16 protein-coding genes are annotated in these 20,819 nt (G+C 46.4%); 8 read left to right on the top strand and 8 right to left on the bottom strand.

Annotated features, from left to right (window positions below; translation table 11 throughout):
* Positions 1-71 precede the first annotated feature (71 nt).
* The 3 genes from ABIX36_RS14360 to ABIX36_RS14350 all read right to left on the bottom strand — a co-directional run bounded on the left by ABIX36_RS14360 (position 72) and on the right by ABIX36_RS14350 (position 5,204).
* Complete coding sequence (locus ABIX36_RS14360) at positions 72-1,184, bottom strand: DUF5009 domain-containing protein (RefSeq protein WP_348082852.1); 1,113 nt, start codon at positions 1,182-1,184, stop codon at positions 72-74.
* Positions 1,185-1,334: 150 nt separating this feature from the next.
* The gene (locus ABIX36_RS14355; RefSeq protein WP_348082854.1) at positions 1,335-3,269 is read right to left on the bottom strand and encodes a glucosamine-6-phosphate deaminase; all 1,935 of its coding nucleotides are present in this window, start codon (positions 3,267-3,269) and stop codon (positions 1,335-1,337) included.
* Between the two features lie 597 nt (positions 3,270-3,866).
* Positions 3,867-5,204, bottom strand: a complete 1,338-nt coding sequence (locus ABIX36_RS14350; RefSeq protein WP_348082851.1) for an amino acid permease — start codon at positions 5,202-5,204, stop codon at positions 3,867-3,869.
* 106 nt (positions 5,205-5,310) lie between these two features.
* On the opposite strand from ABIX36_RS14350, the gene ABIX36_RS14345 reads away from it, so the two are divergent.
* The 4 genes from ABIX36_RS14345 to ABIX36_RS14330 all read left to right on the top strand — a co-directional run bounded on the left by ABIX36_RS14345 (position 5,311) and on the right by ABIX36_RS14330 (position 9,237).
* Entirely contained in the window at positions 5,311-5,979 is a 669-nt protein-coding gene (locus ABIX36_RS14345) for a hypothetical protein (protein ID WP_348082850.1), read from the top strand.
* A 103-nt stretch (positions 5,980-6,082) separates the two neighbouring features.
* On the top strand, positions 6,083-7,978 hold the full coding sequence (locus tag ABIX36_RS14340; RefSeq protein WP_128536239.1) for a DNA topoisomerase IV subunit B: 1,896 nt from the start codon (positions 6,083-6,085) through the stop codon (positions 7,976-7,978).
* A 108-nt stretch (positions 7,979-8,086) separates the two neighbouring features.
* The gene (locus tag ABIX36_RS14335) at positions 8,087-8,581 is read left to right on the top strand and encodes a cytidine deaminase (protein WP_348082849.1); all 495 of its coding nucleotides are present in this window, start codon (positions 8,087-8,089) and stop codon (positions 8,579-8,581) included.
* Complete coding sequence (locus tag ABIX36_RS14330) at positions 8,578-9,237, top strand: GDSL-type esterase/lipase family protein (protein ID WP_348082848.1); 660 nt, start codon at positions 8,578-8,580, stop codon at positions 9,235-9,237. Before ABIX36_RS14335 ends, ABIX36_RS14330 begins: the two co-directional genes overlap by 4 nt.
* Before the next feature lie 62 nt (positions 9,238-9,299).
* Here ABIX36_RS14330 and ABIX36_RS14325 read toward each other — a convergent pair whose 3' ends face one another.
* Positions 9,300-9,728 carry a nuclear transport factor 2 family protein gene (locus tag ABIX36_RS14325; protein WP_348082847.1) on the bottom strand — a complete coding sequence of 143 codons (429 nt, stop codon included), beginning with the start codon at positions 9,726-9,728 and terminating at the stop codon, positions 9,300-9,302.
* Positions 9,729-9,861: 133 nt separating this feature from the next.
* Here ABIX36_RS14325 and ABIX36_RS14320 point away from each other — a divergent pair, with 133 nt between their 5' ends.
* The 4 genes from ABIX36_RS14320 (at position 9,862) to ABIX36_RS14305 (ending at position 15,960) form a co-directional block, all read left to right on the top strand.
* Entirely contained in the window at positions 9,862-10,380 is a 519-nt protein-coding gene (locus ABIX36_RS14320; RefSeq protein ID WP_348082846.1) for a YdeI/OmpD-associated family protein, read from the top strand.
* Positions 10,381-10,472: 92 nt separating this feature from the next.
* Complete coding sequence (locus ABIX36_RS14315) at positions 10,473-13,289, top strand: DNA gyrase/topoisomerase IV subunit A (protein ID WP_348082845.1); 2,817 nt, start codon at positions 10,473-10,475, stop codon at positions 13,287-13,289.
* Between the two features lie 14 nt (positions 13,290-13,303).
* Complete coding sequence (locus tag ABIX36_RS14310; RefSeq protein WP_348082844.1) at positions 13,304-15,145, top strand: glycoside hydrolase family 35 protein; 1,842 nt, start codon at positions 13,304-13,306, stop codon at positions 15,143-15,145.
* 68 nt (positions 15,146-15,213) lie between these two features.
* Positions 15,214-15,960, top strand: coding sequence for a hypothetical protein (locus ABIX36_RS14305; protein WP_348082843.1), 747 nt, complete (start codon positions 15,214-15,216; stop codon positions 15,958-15,960).
* A gap of 60 nt (positions 15,961-16,020) precedes the next feature.
* Here the strand turns inward: ABIX36_RS14305 and ABIX36_RS14300 are convergent, their stop codons facing one another.
* The 4 genes from ABIX36_RS14300 to ABIX36_RS14285 form a co-directional block, all read right to left on the bottom strand.
* Positions 16,021-16,359: a hypothetical protein gene (locus ABIX36_RS14300; protein ID WP_348082842.1), complete on the bottom strand. Its 339-nt coding sequence runs from the start codon at positions 16,357-16,359 to the stop codon at positions 16,021-16,023.
* 80 nt (positions 16,360-16,439) lie between these two features.
* Complete coding sequence (locus tag ABIX36_RS14295; protein ID WP_348082841.1) at positions 16,440-17,306, bottom strand: aldose 1-epimerase family protein; 867 nt, start codon at positions 17,304-17,306, stop codon at positions 16,440-16,442.
* A 36-nt stretch (positions 17,307-17,342) separates the two neighbouring features.
* The gene (locus ABIX36_RS14290; RefSeq protein ID WP_348082840.1) at positions 17,343-19,790 is read right to left on the bottom strand and encodes a bifunctional YncE family protein/alkaline phosphatase family protein; all 2,448 of its coding nucleotides are present in this window, start codon (positions 19,788-19,790) and stop codon (positions 17,343-17,345) included.
* 79 nt (positions 19,791-19,869) lie between these two features.
* On the bottom strand, positions 19,870-20,682 hold the full coding sequence (locus ABIX36_RS14285) for a 5'-nucleotidase, lipoprotein e(P4) family (RefSeq protein WP_348082839.1): 813 nt from the start codon (positions 20,680-20,682) through the stop codon (positions 19,870-19,872).
* Between the last annotated feature and the right edge of the window lie 137 nt (positions 20,683-20,819).

The following is a 20,819-nucleotide window of genomic DNA, read 5'->3' as shown; positions in this document are numbered from 1 at the left end:
AACCGCCGGAGTTTGCGCTTTAACTGCTGTGCAGAATAAGATAAAAGCAATTAAGAGTTTAAATTTCATACTTAGATTTTTATAAAGATCTTACGAAGATAAAACACCCACATTACTAACCAAAGGATAAGCACAATTAAAATTGCCCCCAGCAGCGAAGCATTTACGGGCGAAAAACAGGGTGCAAACAGGTGCTGATAAATGGTTTTATCATCCCATTTAATGAGATTGTAATAGTGTGGTATAAAACCCGACAGCACATAAGCTGCAATGGCATTGGTGCCGAAAACCACAAATGGATAGGTAAAGCGTTTATGCCCCTGCACGTCTATCAGCCAAAAGCAAATGGCCAGCCCAATGGTTGCCAGGCCGCCGGTGTAGAGTACAAAAGAGCTTGTCCATAAGGCTTTGTTGATGGGGAAGAACAGGTCCCAAAACAGGGCCAGCAGCACAGCGATAACGCCGTAAGTGAACATCCAGCTCACTTTGATGCTGTCATCGCGGTCCTTACGTTTGAGCCAGGTACCCACGCGGATACCAAAAAGGCCTGTACCGATTGCAGGCAATGTACCCAGCAAACCTTCCGGGTCCCAGGTGCGGGAGGAGCGCCAAAGGTGGTCGGGAGTTAGCAGCGTACGGTCTATCCAGGCACCCAAATTTGTTTCTGGTTCCAGGTTGGCGTAGCCTACACCGGGTACGGGTACAAAGGTCATCAACAAATAATAACCCACCAGCGCTATCACAAACACCCAGTCGCGGGTTTTTTGCGAGGTGTTGAGGTAGAGCACGGTACAGATAAAATATACCAGCGCGATACGTGGCAATACACCCGGCAGGCGTAATTTGCTCAGATCAAAATTCCAGCGGAGGATAACCTGCGTACACCAGGTGATGAGTATTAATACCACCATTCGGCGCAGGGCGGTAAGTATCATTTTTGACTGAGGCAATCCGCTTGCCTTTTTGCTTTCCATAGCATAAACAATAGAAACCCCAACCATAAACAGGAAGAATGGAAACACCAGGTCGGTAGGCGTGCAGCCATTCCAAACGGAGTGCTCTAAAGGCGCATAAATATGGCCCCAGTCGCCGGGGTCGTTCACCAATATCATGGAGGCGATAGTAATTCCCCTGAACACGTCGAGGGAAAGCAGGCGGGAGGATTTGGTAAGGGCTGTGGTCATTTATGTTTTCTAAATATTATACTTCTATCGTGCTGTTATTGCGGCCCGGCAAAAGGCATTTGCCTTATGGCGCATTTGCCCCGTCACGGTGCGTTCGGGGTTGTTCGGGCTGTTCGCGCCCGTATGCGAACGCGAACAAAGGCACGGTTTTTAGAACTTATACCTGACAAAGGCCTCCATAGCGGCATACTCCGCCATACCGAGTTTATCATAGCAAACGGCGGTTTCGCGGTTACGGTCCTCGGCGCGCACCCAAAACTCGCGGGCGTCATCACCCGGGAACACGGGGCGGTCCTTTTGGCTTTGATGCTTAAAGATAGCATTCCGTTTGCGGATAACTTCAGCAGGGGATAGAGGTACCGCCATCTCGATCTCGTGGGTAGCAAACTCGTGCCATGCGCCGCGGTAAAGCCACATCCAGCAATCTTTCACCCAATCCTCGGTTTCTTTTAAACGTTGTAAAGCAGCCAGGATAATATTGAAACAAACGATGTGCGTCCCGTTCGGGTCGGCAAAATCACCCGCTGCAAAAACCTGCTGAGGTTTTACTTTTTGCAAAAGCTCCATAGTTAACAAAATGTCTTCCTCGCCAACGGCATTCTTCTTGGTTTTACCCGTTTCGTAGAAAGGCAAAGCCTGGAAATGAATATTACTGTCGGGCACACCCGAGAACCGGGCACCCGAGATAGCTTCCGTTTTGCGGATAAAACCTTTTACGTTGCGGATCTCCTGCGTATCTATCTGGTTAGGCAGTTTGTTCTCAATAAAATGGCGCATTTCGCCGTACAGTTTCTTCAGTTCAGCAGCATCCTCACCAACGCTTTCTTTAAAGTCGATAGCGAATTCTACGTAGCGGAGTACATCATCATCCCATACAGCAGTATTACCGGAGGTTTGATAAGCCACATGCACATCATGTCCCTGGTCAACCAAACGGATAAAAGTACCACCCATAGAAATCACATCATCATCCGGGTGCGGAGAGAACACGATAGAACGTTTCCTTGCCGGCTCTGCCCTTTCCGGCCGCTGCGAATCATCAGCCCCCGGCTTACCACCCGGCCAGCCGGTAATAGTATGCTGTACCTGGTTAAAGATGTCGATATTGATATTATATACAGGGCCCTGCTCTACGGCAAGCTGCGCCATACCATGGCTGTTGTAATCTTCCTCTGTCAGTTTCAGGATCGGTTTGCCCACAGTGCCCGAAAGCCAGATCACCGCTTTCTTTTTTAAGCTATTATCCCATACACAATCTTTTACCAGCCATGGGGTATCAAAACGGGTAAGGTCAGAAGCTGCACCTTCATCCAAAACAAACTCTACATGGTCAGAAAGCTGTAAGAAGGTAGCAGGCACTTCACCAGAGATCTCGCCTTCCACGGCTTTGCGTACGATGGGGGCTTTCTTGGCGCTCCAGGCCATCAGGATAATTTCGCGGGCTTTAAAAATGGTACCCACACCCATGGTGATAGCTTTAGTGGGTACATTCTGCTTACCCCCGAAATCGCGGGAAGCATCCCGGCGGGTCAAATCGTCAAGTGTCACCAAACGCGTACCCGAGTTTGGTGCGGAACCCGGCTCGTTAAAACCGATGTGACCGGTACGGCCGATCCCAAGCAGCTGCAGATCCAACCCACCCAGTTCCGACAGTTGCTTTTCATAATCCAAACAAAAAGCCGCAACGGCATCTAAAGCCAAGGTACCATCAGGGATGTGCACCTTACTTTTATCGATATCTACATGATCAAATAAATTCTCATTCATGAAAGTGACGTAGCTTTGCACAGCATCGGGCTTCATGGGGTAGTACTCATCCAAATTGAAAGTGATCACATCCCGGAACGAAAGCCCTTCCTCCCTGTGCAAACGAATGAGCTCGGCATACACGCCAACGGGGGTAACACCGGTTGCCAGTCCTAAAACAGTTTGCTGCCCCAAACTTTGCTTATCGCGGATCAGTTTGGCTATCCTTGCTGCTACTGCCAGCGATGCGGTCTTCTGGTCCGCATAAACGCTCACCGGCAGCTTCTCGTAACGTGTCTCTTCCAGTAAATTTAATCTTGCCATAAAAATTGCTTGTATAATTTGATCTTGTTTAGCGATGGGAATTTGGCATAAAAAAAATCCTCACCGAAGTGAGGATTTACCAACCAATTAACTATAAAATTTAAATCCCTCAACGAGGAATAGTAGTACGCATTATTTAATGATCTTAAATTCATCATCAATACAAACTTACTAAAGATAATTTGATAAAACAAAATACTTTTTAAATTAATTTAAAAAGATTAATTTGGGTAATAATGGATACTGGCGCTGAACCCAAGATATCAAAAGCTTAGCATGAGGTGAATAATTCATACCGGAAAATCTGTTGGCGAGGAAGGCAATTTGCCGGGATAATTCCGAATATAGCCTATAAGTGTTCCACTTTCAAAGTGGAACACTTATTTTTAAAACAGCGTTGATAATAAGTGTTTTACAGTTTTTAGTGAAACACTTTGGAACACCCCTGTGCGTTAAGTAATCCTTATAAATTGCTGATAATAAAATAATTAACGAAAAATACGAATTTGACGCAAAACAAGGTGAAACACTTTTTTGGCACACCTATTTCAGGACAAATCAGGGTCGTTCTAAAATAATTTGACGGATAACCGCATTCGTTTTTTGCACTGTTTAAACGATGTCACTCTGCTTTTTTACACTCAAATAATAGATACCTAACCCAAGCGTGTAGGCCGCTAAACAAAACAGGGCGGCGTAGGGGTTTTCTTTAAAGGAAATGAAAATGTTGATGGTGACAAACCAATACGACAGGATGAAGATCAGCGGTACTATTATGGGGAACCACTTGATGGTATAGATGTCCGTAGTATCCCGTTCGCGGGTTTTTTTACGCAGCATAAAAATGGCAACTGCGGCTACCGAAACACCGATGGTTTCAAAAAACATTACGTATTTAAGCATATCGCTAAAGGAGCCAACAAAAAACAGGATGACCAATATGGCTATCACAAAAAAGCTCATGCCAAATTCCTGCACCTGCGTTTTTGGGTTCAGTCGTTTAAATATCGGCGGTAAAATACCATCCTCGGCCATGGCATAATAAACCCTCGGGCTGGATAGGATGTTTACGTTTACATAAGCCACTACCGATATAAACATCAGTATGGAGGTGATCTTAGAGCCGGTGACTCCAAATATAAGCCCGGCCATGGTTGCCGCCAAAGTATGCGTTTGCTGTAAACCGCCGATGCCCAGCACCGCATAGTAAGCATAATTAATAGCGAGGTATAACGTGATCACCGTACCTATCCCGATGAATATCGATCTCGGAATATTCTTTTTTGGATTGATAATATCACCGCCAAAGTTGATGGTTTGCGCATAACCCGTATAGGTAAAAAATACCGCCACCAGGCTTAAGCCAAAAGCAGTGATCACATTGCCGCTATACGGGGTTGCAACAATCGCATGGGCCGGCACCACCTCGCTTTTAAATATGGCGTTGCAAAGCACAGCTATCATCCCGGCCTTAAATATGGTAAGCACGTTTTGGGTGCGCGCGCTCAGTTTTATCCCTAAAAAGTTAATGGCGTAAAGCACCAATACCGTTAATATGGTGGTGAGTTTTGTCCCCATGCTGTTTTGCATACTGGCCGGCAATAAAATGGGGTTGATATATTCCGCACCTAATAAGGCCACAGCGGCTACAGATGCCGCGTTGCTGATCACCAGCACCCAGTTGATCATGAAAGCGAATGCGGGATGGTAACAGTAAGAAAATACCTTGTAAAACCCGCCGGTAGTGGGGTAGCGCGCGCCTATTTCGGCAAAGGTTAAAGCGCCGCAGAGGCTCACCAGGCCGCCAAAGATCCAGGCACCAAAAAAGATCCAGGTGTTGCCGGCCTTTACGGCAACATCGCTGGGCGTGCCAAAAATCCCCATGCCTATCACCAGGCTTATCACGATCATCGTAAGGTCGAAACGGCTGAGCCTTGGTTTGATAGACATTATCTAATCGTTTATTTTTTAAATTTATATTTTAATTTTAAATAGTGTTTTAAATCCGTTAAATTCGTTCGTTGATTTTTTGTACTACCTAATTGAACGAACGGATTTGAAGCAAATTAAACAAATATTACTTAGTGGTATATTGTTGTTTTGCATTGCACCTGCAATGGCACAGGGTAAAAAGCATCCCGTCGCCAAAAAAACACCCGTTATATCCGTCAAAAAACCCGTTTATGTAAGTCCCCAACTCAGGGCTTTTATGGATATAACAGCCCGGGCAAACGTTATTTTTAAGTTCCCCAAAGGATTTAAAGAAATACCCGCACCCGATAACGAAGATTTTTCTTTCGACTATGCGATGCAACTCCCCGGGAAGGATTTTGAGATTTGGTTCCAGGTGAAATCGCAAAAGGAGAATTACGCGGCATACCAGCGCACTTTAGGCAATAAAGAAACCATGCAGGCCAACCCCGATTCGCTGTATATTGGCTTAGGTACCGCTCATGCGCAGGCCTTTACCGATGATAACAGCAGCTATTTCACCCGTATAATTCCGCCTAAATATCTGGAGCGGTATAATGCAGACGCGGGGCGGTCATACCTGCTCAACTTGCTCGATCTGCCGATTACCAGGCACTATAAATACGGCTTGCTCATCACCTTACAAAAAGACCACACCGGCACCATACTGGCCGTTTGCTTTGCAAATGAAAAAGGGCCGGAGTTTTTTAAGAATATAGACAAGGCCAGCAATTGCTTAAAATTTAAGCCTTAGCCCATACAATGTTGATAAGTTAGCATATTTAAATATCACTTTAAGTGTGGGAACTTTATTTTTGCAACCGGGGCGTTTCGTTTCCCCGATTTTTTAGAAAGATATGGCAGAGAATGTAGATTATAATGACGATAGTATCCGTTCGCTCGATTGGAAGGAACATATACGCCTGAGGCCGGGTATGTACATCGGTAAGCTGGGCGATGGTTCTGCTTATGACGATGGCGTATACGTGTTGCTAAAAGAGATCGTGGATAACTCGATAGATGAGTTTGTGATGGGATCTGGCAGAACGATAGAGGTGACCATGAGCGACCATAAAGTGTCCGTGCGCGATTATGGCCGCGGTATACCGTTGGGAAAGGTGATCGATTGCGTATCTAAAATAAATACCGGTGGTAAGTACGATAGCAAGGCTTTCCAAAAATCGGTAGGCTTAAATGGTGTGGGTACCAAAGCGGTTAACGCGCTTTCCAACTTCTTCACCGTACAAAGTTACCGCGACGGGCGCACCAAAATAGCCGAATTTGAAAAAGGCGAGCTAACGCGCGATGAGCCTGAGAAAGAAACCTCGCAGCGTAACGGTACCGCCATTAACTTTATCCCCGATGATACCATCTTCCGCCACTACCGCTTTATCCCGGAGTTTGTAGAGAATATGATATGGAACTATGTGTTCCTAAACTCGGGCCTTACGCTAAACTTCAACGGTAAAAAATACTTGTCGGAACGCGGACTGTACGACCTGTTGGTGCGTAACGCTGATGCCGAAAACCTGCGCTACCCCATTATTCATTTAAAGGGGCACGATATTGAAATAGCCATGACGCACGGCCAATCGTACGGCGAAGAATATTATTCGTTTGTGAATGGCCAGAACACCACGCAGGGCGGTACCCACCAGGCTGCCTTCCGCGAAGCGGTGGTAAAAACCATCCGCGAGTTTTATGATAAAGATTACGATGCGGCAGATATCCGGGCATCTATTGTAGCAGCTATTGCGATAAAAGTACAGGAGCCGGTTTTCGAGTCGCAAACCAAAACCAAGCTGGGGTCGCAAAACGTTGGTCCGGATGGGCCGTCGGTACGTACCTTTATTGGCGACTTTGTAAAGCGCGAACTGGATAATTATCTGCACAAAAATTCGGCAACTGCCGAGGCATTGAAAGCAAGGATACTACAATCTGAACGCGAGCGCAAGGATATTGCCGGCATCAAAAAATTAGCTAATGATCGCGCTAAAAAGGCATCGCTGCATAACCGTAAACTCCGCGATTGCAAGATCCATTTCGACGATAACCACGAACGTAAACAGGATACCACGCTGTTTATTACCGAGGGGGACTCGGCGAGTGGGAGTATCACCAAATCACGCGACGTGCAAACCCAGGCCGTATTCAGTTTAAAGGGTAAACCATTAAACTGTTTCGGACTCACTAAGAAAGTGGTTTACGAGAACGAAGAATTTAACCTGCTTCAGCATGCCCTGAATATTGAAGACGGGATTGATAACCTGCGCTATAATAATATTGTGGTAGCTACCGATGCCGATGTGGATGGTATGCACATTCGCCTGCTGTTGATGACCTTCTTTTTACAGTTTTTCCCGGATTTGGTAAAAGCCGGCCACGTATCTATCCTGCAAACACCATTGTTTAGGGTTCGGAACAAAAAAGAAACCATTTATTGCTACAGCGACGAAGAGCGCCGAAACGCCATTGCCAAACTGGGCAACAAGCCCGAGATAACCCGCTTTAAAGGTTTGGGCGAGATCTCGCCGGACGAGTTCGGACTGTTCATCGGTAAGGATATCCGCCTTGACCCGGTATTCCTGAAAGATGCTAACATTAAGGCGCTTTTAGAATACTTTATGGGCAAAAACACACCAACCCGCCAGCAGCATATTGTAAACAACCTGCGGGTAGAGAAAGATGATGAAAGCGTAAACCCGCTGATAGCCGAAAATTTAGATAGCGTGGAGTTGCCGGTGGCAAGTTAGGTAAATGACAAAGATCTTGTGTAGAGGCGCGATACTTCGCGCCTCTTTTTTGTTTTTATAATAATTACCCTTATCTTGTATCCCCTCCTTTTCAGTAGGGTTACAAAGATGACAGAACACGAAATAAAAATAGCCTTTAAAGAGTTCGATTCCGTTGAGGAATTGAACGACGAAGATCATAACCTTTGCCGGGAAGCCGTTAAGGCTTTGGCCAGCTCGCATTCACCCTATTCAAAATTCAGGGTTGGGGCGGCTTTGCTGCTAAAAAGCGGTAAAGTATTACACGCCAGTAACCAGGAAAATGTTGCCTATCCAAGCGGCCTTTGCGCCGAACGTGTGGCGCTGTTCCACTGGGGCACCAGCCACGCCGATGATCCTATTATAAGCATGGCGGTTACCGCTAAAACGGATGATTTTCAACTTTTAAAACCCGTAACATCGTGCGGGGCCTGCCTGCAGGTAATGGCCGAGTGCGAAAAACGCCAAAACAGCCCTTTTAAAATGTTGTTGTATTGTATAGATGGCCCGGTTTGGGTGATTGACGGCGTACACAGCCTGATGCCTTTTATGTTTTTCGAAGAACGATTGTCGCAAGTGATATGAGATTAAGAATAATTGTACTGTTTATTTTAGCTGCAGCAGGTATCAGCGCCCGTGCGCAAACAGGTTTCCCGTTTGATAACGAGATCCGCGATTTTAAACACCAGGACAGTCTGAAATTCCCGCCCAAAAACGGCATTTTGTTTATCGGCAGTTCCTCCATTCGCAAGTGGACCGACCTGGAGCAGCGTTTTAGCGATAAGCCCATCATTCGGCGGGGTGTTGGAGGTTGTACGCTGGAGCAGGTGGTAGATTACTATACACCCTATATATTGTTCCCCTATCAGCCAAAAAAGGTTTTTGTTTACGCGGGCGAGAATGATATCGCGGCAGGCAAATCCGGCTATTTTGTGGCGAAAGAATTTACTAAGCTGTGGGCTATGCTACGCAGTAAACTACCCCGTGCCGAGGTCTATTTTATGGCCGTAAAGCCAAGCCCGAGCCGGGCAAAATACTTTGATGAAGTGAAAATTGCCAACACCAAAATAAAGGCATTTTTGGCAGGCAAAAAGAAAGGGCATTACATAGATGTAGCTACTGTAATATTAAAGCCAACCACCATGCAGCCCGATTCATCCCTGTTTGAGGGGGATCTGCTGCACCTCAACAAAACCGGTTACGATAAATGGCAGACGGTTTTACAACCCTATGTAAAATAAGAAAGCCTCCCGATACATCGGGAGGCCTCACACTTAAACACTAAACTAAACTAAACTAAAAACTATTTAAAAACGCTGTACACGTTGGTTATTTTCCAGCCATCGCCGGTGTTTGCAACGGTTACATAATTGCTGCGGGTAAAGCCGTCGAATTTCATAGCCACTTTTACCACTTTTACGTCGGCATTGCTTTCTACCACCTCAGTGCTGGTAGTGCAGGCCTGCTCTACGTTTTTGTCGCCTTTAAAAAACTCCATCATTTGTTTTTTATCAAAGCTTAATACTTTGGTGCCGCGCAGCATGCTGAATTTTACAGACTGATCGAGCACCTCGTTAAGGCCGCCTAATTTGCCACGCGTTATAGCGTCTACGTAGGTATTTATGGCGTGGGTAGCGGTAAGGTTTTCGTTTGATGGGATTGGGTTTGCTTTAACTGCGCCGCATACTAATAGTAAGGTTAAGCCCAGCATAATTGATTTTAATTTTTTCATGATATTTTAAGTTATTCGGTTGAATTTATATACATAAGATGCACCCGGCGACCGAAGTGTTACACCCCAAAGTGTTAAAATTCATCATTTAACAAACATTTAACATTTGCCGCACTATCGCCTATATTTGGCTATGGTTGATTTTACTACCATCATTTTACAATTCAACGAATACGGCGACAAAACCGGCTGGACCTATATAGAGATCCCGGCTGATATTGCGGCGGATCTGAAGCCAAACGATAAGCGCTCGTTTAGGGTGCGGGGTTTTTTAGATGAAATGCCCATTGCGGGTATGAGTTTAATGCCCATGGGCGAGGGGAAACACATTATGGCCCTGCGGCGGGAGATCCGTAAGGGAATCCGTAAGGAGCGGGGCGCCATGCTTAGGGTACGGCTGGAATTTGACACGGATTTTAAACTGACAGTACCCGAAGACCTGCAGGAATGTTTTGATTTTGAGCCCGAAGCGGCTGATTATTTTAACAGCATCACCAAATCGCACCGGGGATATTTTATCAAGTGGATCAACGATGCTAAAACAGAGGAAACCCGGGCAAACCGAATAGTAAAAACCATCAACGCCGCGATGAGGAAAATGGACTACGGGGCGATGCTAAGGGAGCAAACGAAGTTGAGGAAGGGGGGGTGAGGCTGTTAGTATGTGCATAAAATCTACATATCCACCCATTCTCTTATCTGCACATTTCCCTATCTTTACCCATCCAAATTTTTTGCTGAAGAATGAGTGACGATCTGCATCCTGATAATATCCCAAACGATAACGAAGACACCAAGCTTCCTACTATAACCACCCTCGACGGGCTATACGAAAACTGGTTCCTGGATTACGCTTCCTACGTTATCCTCGACCGTGCCGTTCCGCATATAAATGATGGTTTAAAACCCGTACAGCGCCGTATCCTGCACTCCCTAAAGGAATTGGATGACGGGCGCTTCAATAAGGGCGCCAACGTTATTGGTAACACTATGAAGTACCATCCCCATGGCGACGCGTCCATCGGCGATGCTATGGTGCAAATAGGCCAAAAAGAACTGTTAATTGATACCCAGGGTAACTGGGGCCGTCCGGTAACCGGAGACTCAGCCGCGGCCCCGCGTTATATCGAGGCGCGGTTATCCAAATTTGCGCTGGATGTTGTATTTAACCCCGACACCACCGTTTGGCAAGCCAGTTATGATGGCCGTAACCGCGAGCCTATCACGTTGCCCGTAAAGTTTCCGTTACTGTTAGCACAGGGTGCCGAAGGTATTGCCGTTGGTTTGGCAACCAAGGTTTTGCCACACAATTTTATTGAATTACTTGATGCTTCCATCGCGTCACTGAAAGGCATTCGTCCTAACTTACTTCCCGATTTCCCTACAGGTGGCATGGCAGATGCATCCGCCTATAACGAAGGACAGCGCGGCGGCCGGGTACGTGTACGTGCAAAAATTGAGGAGCGGGATAAAAAAACCCTCGTTATTAGCGAGGTTCCATTTTCCACAACTACCGTTAGTTTAATTGAAAGTATAATAGGTGCCAATGACAAAGGCAAGATAAAGATCAAGAAGATAGATGACCATACATCGCAAAATGTAGAGATCATCGTGCACCTCGCACCGGGTATTTCTCCTGATGTTACCATTGATGCGCTTTACGCTTTTACAGATTGCGAGGTATCCATATCGCCAAACACGTGCGTAATTCAAGCAGATAAGCCGCGCTTTATGAGCGTGAACGATATGCTGGTAGAAAGCACCGTTTACACCCGCGAATTGCTGAAAATGGAGCTGGATATCAAACTGAAGGAGCTGATGGAAAAAATCTTCTTCAGTTCTCTGCTCAAGATCTTTATCCAGGAAGGGATGTACAAACACCCCGACTACGAAGGTTCATCAACGTTTGAGCTGGTGGTTGAGGCGTTAAGCCGTTTATTTACACCATTCTTCCCGCTGTTTTACCGCGAGATATTGCCGGAGGATTATAAGAAGCTGATAGATAAGCCGATGAGCAGCATCACCCGTTTCGATTTTAAGAAAACGGATGAGCAGATCAAAAATCTCGAGGCGGAAATAAAACAAGTAAAACATCATCTTAAACACCTTACCGATTATACCATCGCCTGGTTTGAAAAACTGCGCGATAAGTACGGAAAGGACCGTGGCCGTAAAACCGAACTGCGCACCTTTGATAAGGTGGAAGCATCGCAGGTGGCATTAGCCAACGTGAAGTTATACGTGAACCGGATCGACGGCTTCATCGGATCGGGCCTGAAGAAAGACGAATTTGTTTGCGACTGCTCGGATATTGATGAGATCATCGTGTTCCGCGAAGGCGGCAAATTTGTGGTGACGCGCGTGCAGGATAAGGTGTTTGTGGGCAAGGACATACTGCATGTGGCCGTGTTTAAAAAGAACGACGAGCGCACCGTGTACAACATGATCTATAAAGACGGGCAAAGCGGCGTTAGCTACATCAAACGTTTTTCGGTAACGGGCATCACCCGCGATAAGGAATACGATCTGACCAAGGGCAGCAAAGGTTCTAAAACGCTGTACTTTACCGCTAACCCAAATGGCGAGGCCGAGATAGTGACTGTTCAATTAAAACCTCATGCCAAGCTTAAAAAGCTGAATTTCGACGAAGATTTTGCGGTGCTGGCCATTAAAGGTCGTGGTTCTATGGGTAACATGGTTACCAAGTACCCTGTTAAAAAAGTGCTGCTAAAAAGCAAAGGCATCTCCACATTGGCCGGTCGGAAGATCTGGTATGATGAGATCCTTAAACGCCTTAACGCCGATGGCCGTGGCAAATACCTGGGCGAATTTGATGGCGACGACCGCATCCTTAACATCTTCAGCAACGGTACTTACGAACTGACCAGCTTCGACCTGAACAACCATTTCGACGATAAAATGACGGTGATTGAGAAATACGACCCGGCAAAAGTATTCTCGGTAGTGCATTACGATGGCAAATCGAAGAATTACATGGTTAAGCGTTTTGTGTTTGAGAATACGGTTATTGGCAAGCAAACCAGCGTCATTAGCGATGAACCGGGTTCTAAGCTCATCATCATCTCTGGTGCTACCCAGCCAATTGTCAAGATAGAACAATTGAAAGGCAAAGCCCTGGTACCCGAAACCGCTGAACTGAATTTGGCCGACCTTATCGATATAAAAGGAATGAAGGCCATGGGCAACCGGATCTCCATCCACATGGTAAAATTGGTAGAGCTGATTGCCGAGCATGACGATGCCGAGGATGTGCCAGATCCGGCTCCAGATTCGGTAGACGATACGGAAATAACCCTCACCGGCGAAGATAAGCAGGTAAGCGACTCAGCCCCGGCAGCACAACAATCGGCCCCGGCCCCCGTTAAATCACAGGAACCGGATAAGCCAGTAGAATCAGTAAGACCGGTGGTCGTTCCAAAAAACGAATCGGAGAAATCATCTGAATCGGTGGAACCAAAACCTGTTAAAAAAATAGATTTCGAGATAACCAACCCGGATGATATCGATATTGACGACAAAGGCCAGCTGGGCTTATTTTAATTTGTGAGCGAGAAATGTTGAAGAAGATTTTAATTTACTGCGCGCTGTTTTTAAGCGTCATCACCCTAAGCAATGCCCAAACGGTAACCCATACCTTCGCCTTTGGCGATAACGATTTCCTGCTGGATGGCAAGCCGCTGCAGATGATCTCCGGCGAAATGCACTACACCCGCATTCCGCGCGAATACTGGCGCGAGCGGATGAAAATGGCCAAAGCCATGGGCTTAAATACCATTGGTACCTATGTTTTTTGGAACGCGCACGAGATGGTGCAGGGCAAATATGATTTTACCGGCAATAACGATATTGCCGAATTTGTACGCATTGCCAAAGAAGAAGGCCTTTGGGTAGTACTGCGCCCCAGCCCCTACGTTTGCGCCGAATGGGAATTTGGCGGCTACCCCTGGTGGTTGCTTAAAGACAAGGATATGAAGGTGCGCAGTAAGGATGGCCCCTTCATTAACGCTTACCGCAGCTATATGCTGGAAGTTGGCAAGCTGTTGGCACCATTGCAGATCAGCCATGGTGGCAACATCCTGATGGTGCAGATAGAGAACGAGTACGGGTCATACAGTAACGATAAGGAATACCTGGCCCAAAACGAAAAGATCTTCCGCGAGGCTGGCTTTGATGGCCTGCTGTTTACCTGCGATGGTCCATCGCAAATGCCTGCGGGTTACCTGCCCGGCTTTTTGCCAGCCGTAAACGGCGAAGACGATCCTAAAAAGGTAAAGGACCTCATCAACAAATATCACAACGGCAAAGGCCCGTATTATATAGCCGAATGGTACCCGGGATGGTTTGATAGTTGGGGTAAACCCCATAGCGGGAGCAACGCCGAAGCAGATGCCAAAAAACTGGATGAAGTATTATCGGCAGGTATCTCCATCAATATGTACATGTTCCATGGCGGCAGCACACGCGATTTTATGAACGGTGCCAACATGAGCAAAAGCGAGCCTTATTCGCCGCAAACATCCAGCTACGATTATGATGCCCCTTTGGACGAGGCTGGCAACCCCACCGCAAAATACAATATGCTGAGGGCGGTAATAGCCAAACACCTGCCACAGGGCCAAACCCTGCCCGATGTGCCAGGCAAAAAACGGATGACCTTTGCTTTGGAAGTGATCAAATTAACGGGTAAGGCAAACCTGTTCAGTAATTTAGGGCTGCCGGTAGAAGCTGAAAAACCGATGAATTTTGAGGACCTTGACCAGGGATATGGATTTGTACTGTACCGCACCACTTTAAAAGATGCCGTGAACGGTTTGCTTAAAGTGAAAGAATTGCGCGATTATGCTACTGTTTACCTCAACGGCAAGCGCATTAATGTGCTGGATAGAAGATTAAAACTGGATTCGCTGCAACTCAGCAGCCCAACGGCTAACAGCGTACTGGATATTTTAGTAGAGAACAATGGCCGCATTAACTACGGCCCCTACCTAACCGATAACCGCCAGGGCATTACCGATAAAGTTACTCTGAACGGACAGGAACTGCTTGGCTGGAAAATGTACAAATTTCCGTTTACCTCGCTTGCCGGGATGAAATATTTACCTGCACAGGCCGGAGATGAGATAACGCAACCGGCCCTTTACCGTGGCACATTCTCGCTGCGCGGATTGGGCGATACCTATCTGGATATGCACGGTTTTGGTAAAGGGTTCGTGTTCATCAACGGGCATAACCTGGGCAAGTATTGGCAAATTGGCCCGCAGCAAACTCTGTATGTACCAGCGGTTTGGCTAAAGAAAGGCACGAATGAGGTGGTGGTATTTGACCAGTTGAAGAGCGGCCATACCGAGCTGTCCACCTTTGACCACCCGGTACTGAACGAAGTGCAAAAAGATTGATATAAAAATGCTGCTAAACGCGGCATTTTTATATTTTTGGAATAAGTTATCACAATAAAGCCCCACTTATGTTTCTGCATGGCGACTATATGTACTATATACCTGTTGGTTTGCAGGCCATATGCGCCTTCCATTCCTACAGGAACGGTACGTTACAGAAATGGATCTGGCTGATCGTGTTTTTGCCGGTGATAGGTTCTTGCATTTATCTTTACCAGGAAGTATTAAATAACCGGCGCATCAGTACCCCTAAAATAGATGTGAAAGCTGTATTTAACCCCGGCGTAAAACTACAGCGGCTGGAAGATGAAGTTCGCTTTACCGATACCTTCGCCAATCGTATTAAACTCGCAGATGCTTACCTGGATGCCGGCTTTACCGAAAAGGCGGTCGATATTTACAAAGCCAGCCTTACCGGCGCCTTCGACGAGAACGAGCATGTAATGGCACAGCTGATTGTGGCTTATTACAAACTGGAGCGTTACCCGGAGATCTTACCCCTTGCCAAAAAATTGTACAAACTGCCGCAATTTGCCCGCTCCCGTGCACATATTTTATATGCCATGGCGTTGGAGCAATTAGGAGATACCGATGCTGCCGAAAACGAGTTTAAGGCCATGAAAGGCCGATATTCTTATTTTGAACAGCGTTACCAGTACGGGCAGTTTTTAATACGGCAGGATAGGATAGAAGATGCCGAAAAGATCTTTACCGATATGCTGGATGAGCAGCCCCACCTGAGCGCGGTAGAGAAAAAGAGCAGCCGGGAATGGTTTGCCAAAGCAAAAGAAGATTTGAAGAAAATATACCAGTAAATAAAAATGCCCCGGGATACCGGGGCATTTTTAATATAAAATGTGTTGTGTTGGTTCTGATTACAGGATCAGGATCAATACTAAGATGATGATGATGATAGCACCTATAGAAAGGTAAACACCACCGCCACCCATAGCCTGGGCTTCGTGTTTAAGGCTTGTTAACTCAGCTTTCAATTCTTTTTTCTCTGCCTTGTTTAGGTCAGACTTATCCATTGCTTTTATCTCGTTTACACGAGTTTTAATTTCTTCAATACGAGCATGTTTTTGCTCGTCGCTCATTTTAGCGGCAGCTTCTTTAAACGCTTTTTTGTCGTCAGTAAAAGTTGCAGCATTTGAACTGAATGACGCTACCATAAGTAACATCGTTACTGCGAATAGATTAAATTTCTTTTTCATGGTAATAATTGTTGAGTGTATTTAATGATAAGCGTAAAAACGACGGGAATGTTTATTAAAGTAAAAAAAACTTTAAATTGCTATACACTAATATAAAAAGATGCTTCAAAAACGTGGCCGACTGCTATTTTTTGAATAGCTTCTTTGTGCTTAATATCCTTTGGTTCGCCGGCCGAATCGGCGCAGCCCAGCCATGGCTCAATGCACAGGAAATCGGCACCGGGTTTTGCCCAAAGCCCCAGATAATTAAAGTGTGGAAACTCTACCGACAGGCTATGCTCATGTTTATCACTTTTAATGGTAACCATGCGCGATTTCAGATCCTTTAAAACCAGGGCGTCTTCCGCGAACAACTCGCGGGTAAGGTATAGCTTTTTATTTTTAATGGCCAACGGGTGGGTTTCGCCATTAAATAATCCTTCGGCCGATAGGAGGTGGGTATCTAATTTCTCGTTACTTTCAAACTCAACATAGTAATCTTCATAGCTTTCACCCGCGCTAAACGGTACATTGAATGCCGGGTGGCCCCCTACGGAAAAGTATACCGTTTTTTTATCCCGGTTAATGAGTTTATAGGTTACCCTCAAGGCGTTTTCTATCAGGGTGTACATCACCTGGAAATCGAATTTGTAAGGATAAACCTCCAAAGTTTTTTCGCAATAAGGTAAGGAGAATGATGCCGATACGTCGTTGCTTTCCAGCTTTATAAATTCCGACTGCCGGGCAAAACCATGTCGTTTCATGCTGTACTTTTCGCCGTCAACCAGTAGCTCATCATTCGCAAGTTGGCCCACTATCGGGAACAGGTTTGGCGCATGCCATGGCCATACAGTTGGGTCGGCTTGCCACATATGTTCGGCACCGGTTGCTTTGTTGTGTAGGGAACTTAACTGCGCTCCTTTTGTATCGATGGATACCTTAAGGAATTGGTTTTCGAGGATCGTCATTATTCGTGATATTTCTAAGGTAAATATATCAACAAATCAATCATCATCGTGTTTCTTTTTCTTCTCCAAAATAACAAAGGCGCTGCGTTTAGGTGCCGGCATCATAGCCGATTCGCCTTTAACCGATTTCCATACCACCTCGTTCAAATCCAGGTCTGGTGCTGCATCTTCTTCAGCCAGGTTAAACGATTCTGAGCGCCTGCTGCTTTCATTTATGGCAACATTACGCTGCTCAATATCTACCTGCGCGGCTTTGGCCTTATAAGGCGTAAAGTCGGGCTTGGCTGTAAAGCACTCATACAAAGGCATGGCAGCGGCATCGTACTGACTCATCGGCGGGAGGCCTAAAATAAGTTCGATGGTACGCAGCACCCCCGAGGTAGAATACATGTTATGGATAACCACCTTACGCTTTGCATAGGGGCTTACCACATACACCGGTGAGCGGTGGGCATCTATATGGTCTGGCCCATTTTGGGCGTCGTCTTCTAAAACAAATACCACAGATTCTTTCCATATCGGGCTTTGCGAAAGGTGTTCGATAAATCGGCCAACAGCAAGGTCGTTATCGGCAACGGCGGCAATAGGCGAAAATGCTCCTTTACGCTGTCCGCTGGTATGGTCGTTCCCCAGCCTTACGGTATTAAATTGCGGCACCTTGTTAATGGTAAGCAACGAATCGAAATCCTGCTCCCAGATAGCCTCGCGGGTAATATCCTTTATGCTCAAGTCAAAATCCGGAGATTTCAGGCAAAAATGCCCTTCCAGCGATTTAAGATTAGCCTTTGGCTTTTCGCCTCCCTCGGCAAATTCGCCGTAGGTACGGTAGCTAACACCGGCACGTTTGCAATAATCCCAAATGAAGCCATCGCGAGGATAAGCGGCCTTGCGGGTTCCTTCAAAATCGTAATTGCCACCACGACTGCCGTAGCTGGTTGGCCAGGTTTTTTCCACAAAATCGGTAGCGTAGGCGGCCATGCTCCAGTTGTGCCCGTCGGCGCTTACCTCGGCATCTACATAAAAATTATCCATCAAGGCATATTCTGTGGCTATAGCGTGCAGGTTGGGTGTTACTTTTTGCCCGAAAATGCAAAGCGACGTATCGCCATTACCGGCAGGCATATCACCAAGAACCTGGTCGTAAGTGCGGTTTTCCTTAATGATATAAAAAACATGTTTTATCGGCGATTTTTCGCCCATTTTACGGGGAATAGGGTTACCCGCTTCGCCCTTGGCGGTTGCGGCTATCTTATCGGTAAAAGGCGTGTTGGCATAAACCTGTTTAGTGTACGCCTTTAATTTGAGCTCGTTTGGCCCATCAATAAACGAAAGGGTGCCCTTAAACAAACCGCCGATGTACTGTTCGCGGCTGTTAATGGCACCTTTTTGGTAACCGCTGTTATCCACCTTTTTCATGGGCTGCGGGCCTTGCGGATTGGCCATAGAGGTAAACCCCTTGCCGTTACTCACCAGTATTTTATTGCCCAGCATTTTTACATTGGTTGGGTACCAGCCCACTGGTATAAAGCCGCGGCTTTGGCTGCTGCCGGGGTTTGATACATCAAAAACGGCGAGGCAGTTATTATCGGCATTGGCTATGTAAAGCGTTTTTTGGTTGGCTGAGAGTGCGAAACCATTGGTGGTTGAGCCGGTTAACTTTGTTGGATAAAGGGCTGTAGATACGGTTTCAATAATTTTGTGCGTTGCGGTATTGATGATGGATACCGAGTTGTCGTTAGCGTTAGCAACAAATAACAGGCTGCCCTTTTTGTTCAGCAGCAACTCATTCGGGTGACTGCCGGTATTGATGCTGCTTAAGACCTGGGTCGAGGTATTGTAGAAAGCCAGCTTATCGCCGCCCCATAACGAAATATAGAGCGTTTTCTCATCCGGAGATAATACGCAACTGTAGGCCTCGGCGCTTAGTTTTACTTTGCTGAGGATGCTGCTTTTTACCGGATTGATGATGTACAGGGTGCTGTCTTCCTTGGTGACGGTATAAAGGCGGGTGTTTGCTTTATTGATGGCGATGCCTGTTGGGCAAATTTTATTTTTTGGCCAGGGCTGCCCCAGTTTAATAGTATCAGGTGTGCCGAGTTTGCTGTTGCTGATGGAGAAGGTAAGGATAACGTTATCATTGCCGCCGGAAGCGTAAAGCTTTTTCTCATCTCCACTAAAAGCGATACCGTACCAGGATTTACCCAGTACTTTTTCATCCAGAAGTTTCTCGCTGCGTGGGTCTATTAGTTGGAGCGATTGTGTACTTTGTCCGTTGTTGGTAACCGCCAGGTATTTACCAGATGCGGATAGCTGCATATTGAGCGGAAGGTCGCCCAGTTGGAGGGATCGCCCGGCGGGACTAAGTTTCCAGCCGTTGGGAAGCAATACCTGCCCGGTTTGGGCTATTTTACCGGGTGTTTGTGCCGAAACGCTGCAGGCAAAAGCCAGTGCAGCGGCAATACAGAGCGTAAGTTTTTGTTTCATGAGGGAAGCAGTGTAATCCAAAATTACATATTGTATTTGTGGATAGCATACTACTTAACAAAAACTTAATATGCGCCTGTTATTGCTTGTCTACCTTGACCTTGGCGCGCATTACCGAGTCTTTTTGCGGGCCGCTTAGCTTTTTGTTATCAAACAATACGTTCTCCCAATCGCCGTAGGATGGGTTGGGGATAACAATATACCGGCTGCCAAACTCTTTTTTTAGCTTTTCGGTAACGGCGGTGCGGCTTTGTTCGGTTTGTTTTTTATCTGCGGGACTATCATACAAGGCATCAAAATCGGGCAGGTTATCGCCGCAGAGTAATACGATATTATAGGTAGACAGCACAGTCTGGCGACGGCTCTCTTTACTGGATGAGCTTTCGCGCATCAACACATGCGCATCATCGGCGTTTGGCAGGTTATACAATTGCAGGTTCTTGATAGTGGCAGCTTTTTCATCCTCGTTACGGTTGGTAATGTAGAATACCGCTACGCCTTTTGATGCCGCGTATTTGAAGAATGCAGGGGCACCGGGCACGGTATCAGCAATGGCTTTGGCAGTCCACGCTTTCCAGGTTTGGGGGGTATATTCCAGGTTAGAATCGGCACGCATAGCATCGTAAGGGCTGTTATCTAACAATGTTTCGTCGATATCGGTAACCACGGCGAAAGGCTTGGCACCTTCGGTTCGGATGGCTTCGTTCAAACGCATTTTGGCAAGGTTGTACGCCTGGAAACACAGCGCTTTATATTCTGCCGAGCGTTGCTGCCAAAGTGAGGACCATACCTTGCCACTATTGGCCATAGAAATGCTTTCCGTTTTTTTGGGTGCAGAGCAGGCGCTTATCAAAATAAGCCCGGCTAAAAGGGCGACGTTAAACTTTTTCATACGTGTGTTATACAAATATGGCGATTATAACAATCCGTGTTTTACTTTATCAGGAAAATCTTTACAAGAGACTGTTTGGTTGCGGCCAAATTATAAGCCTTGGCTAATCCGTCCAAAACACGAAAGGCACCCTTCAC

It is taken from the genome of Mucilaginibacter sp. (genome assembly GCF_039925265.1).
GTDB lineage: Bacteria > Bacteroidota > Bacteroidia > Sphingobacteriales > Sphingobacteriaceae > Mucilaginibacter.
Note: the sequence above shows the minus strand (reverse complement) of the source record. Positions and strands in the feature narration are given on the sequence as shown.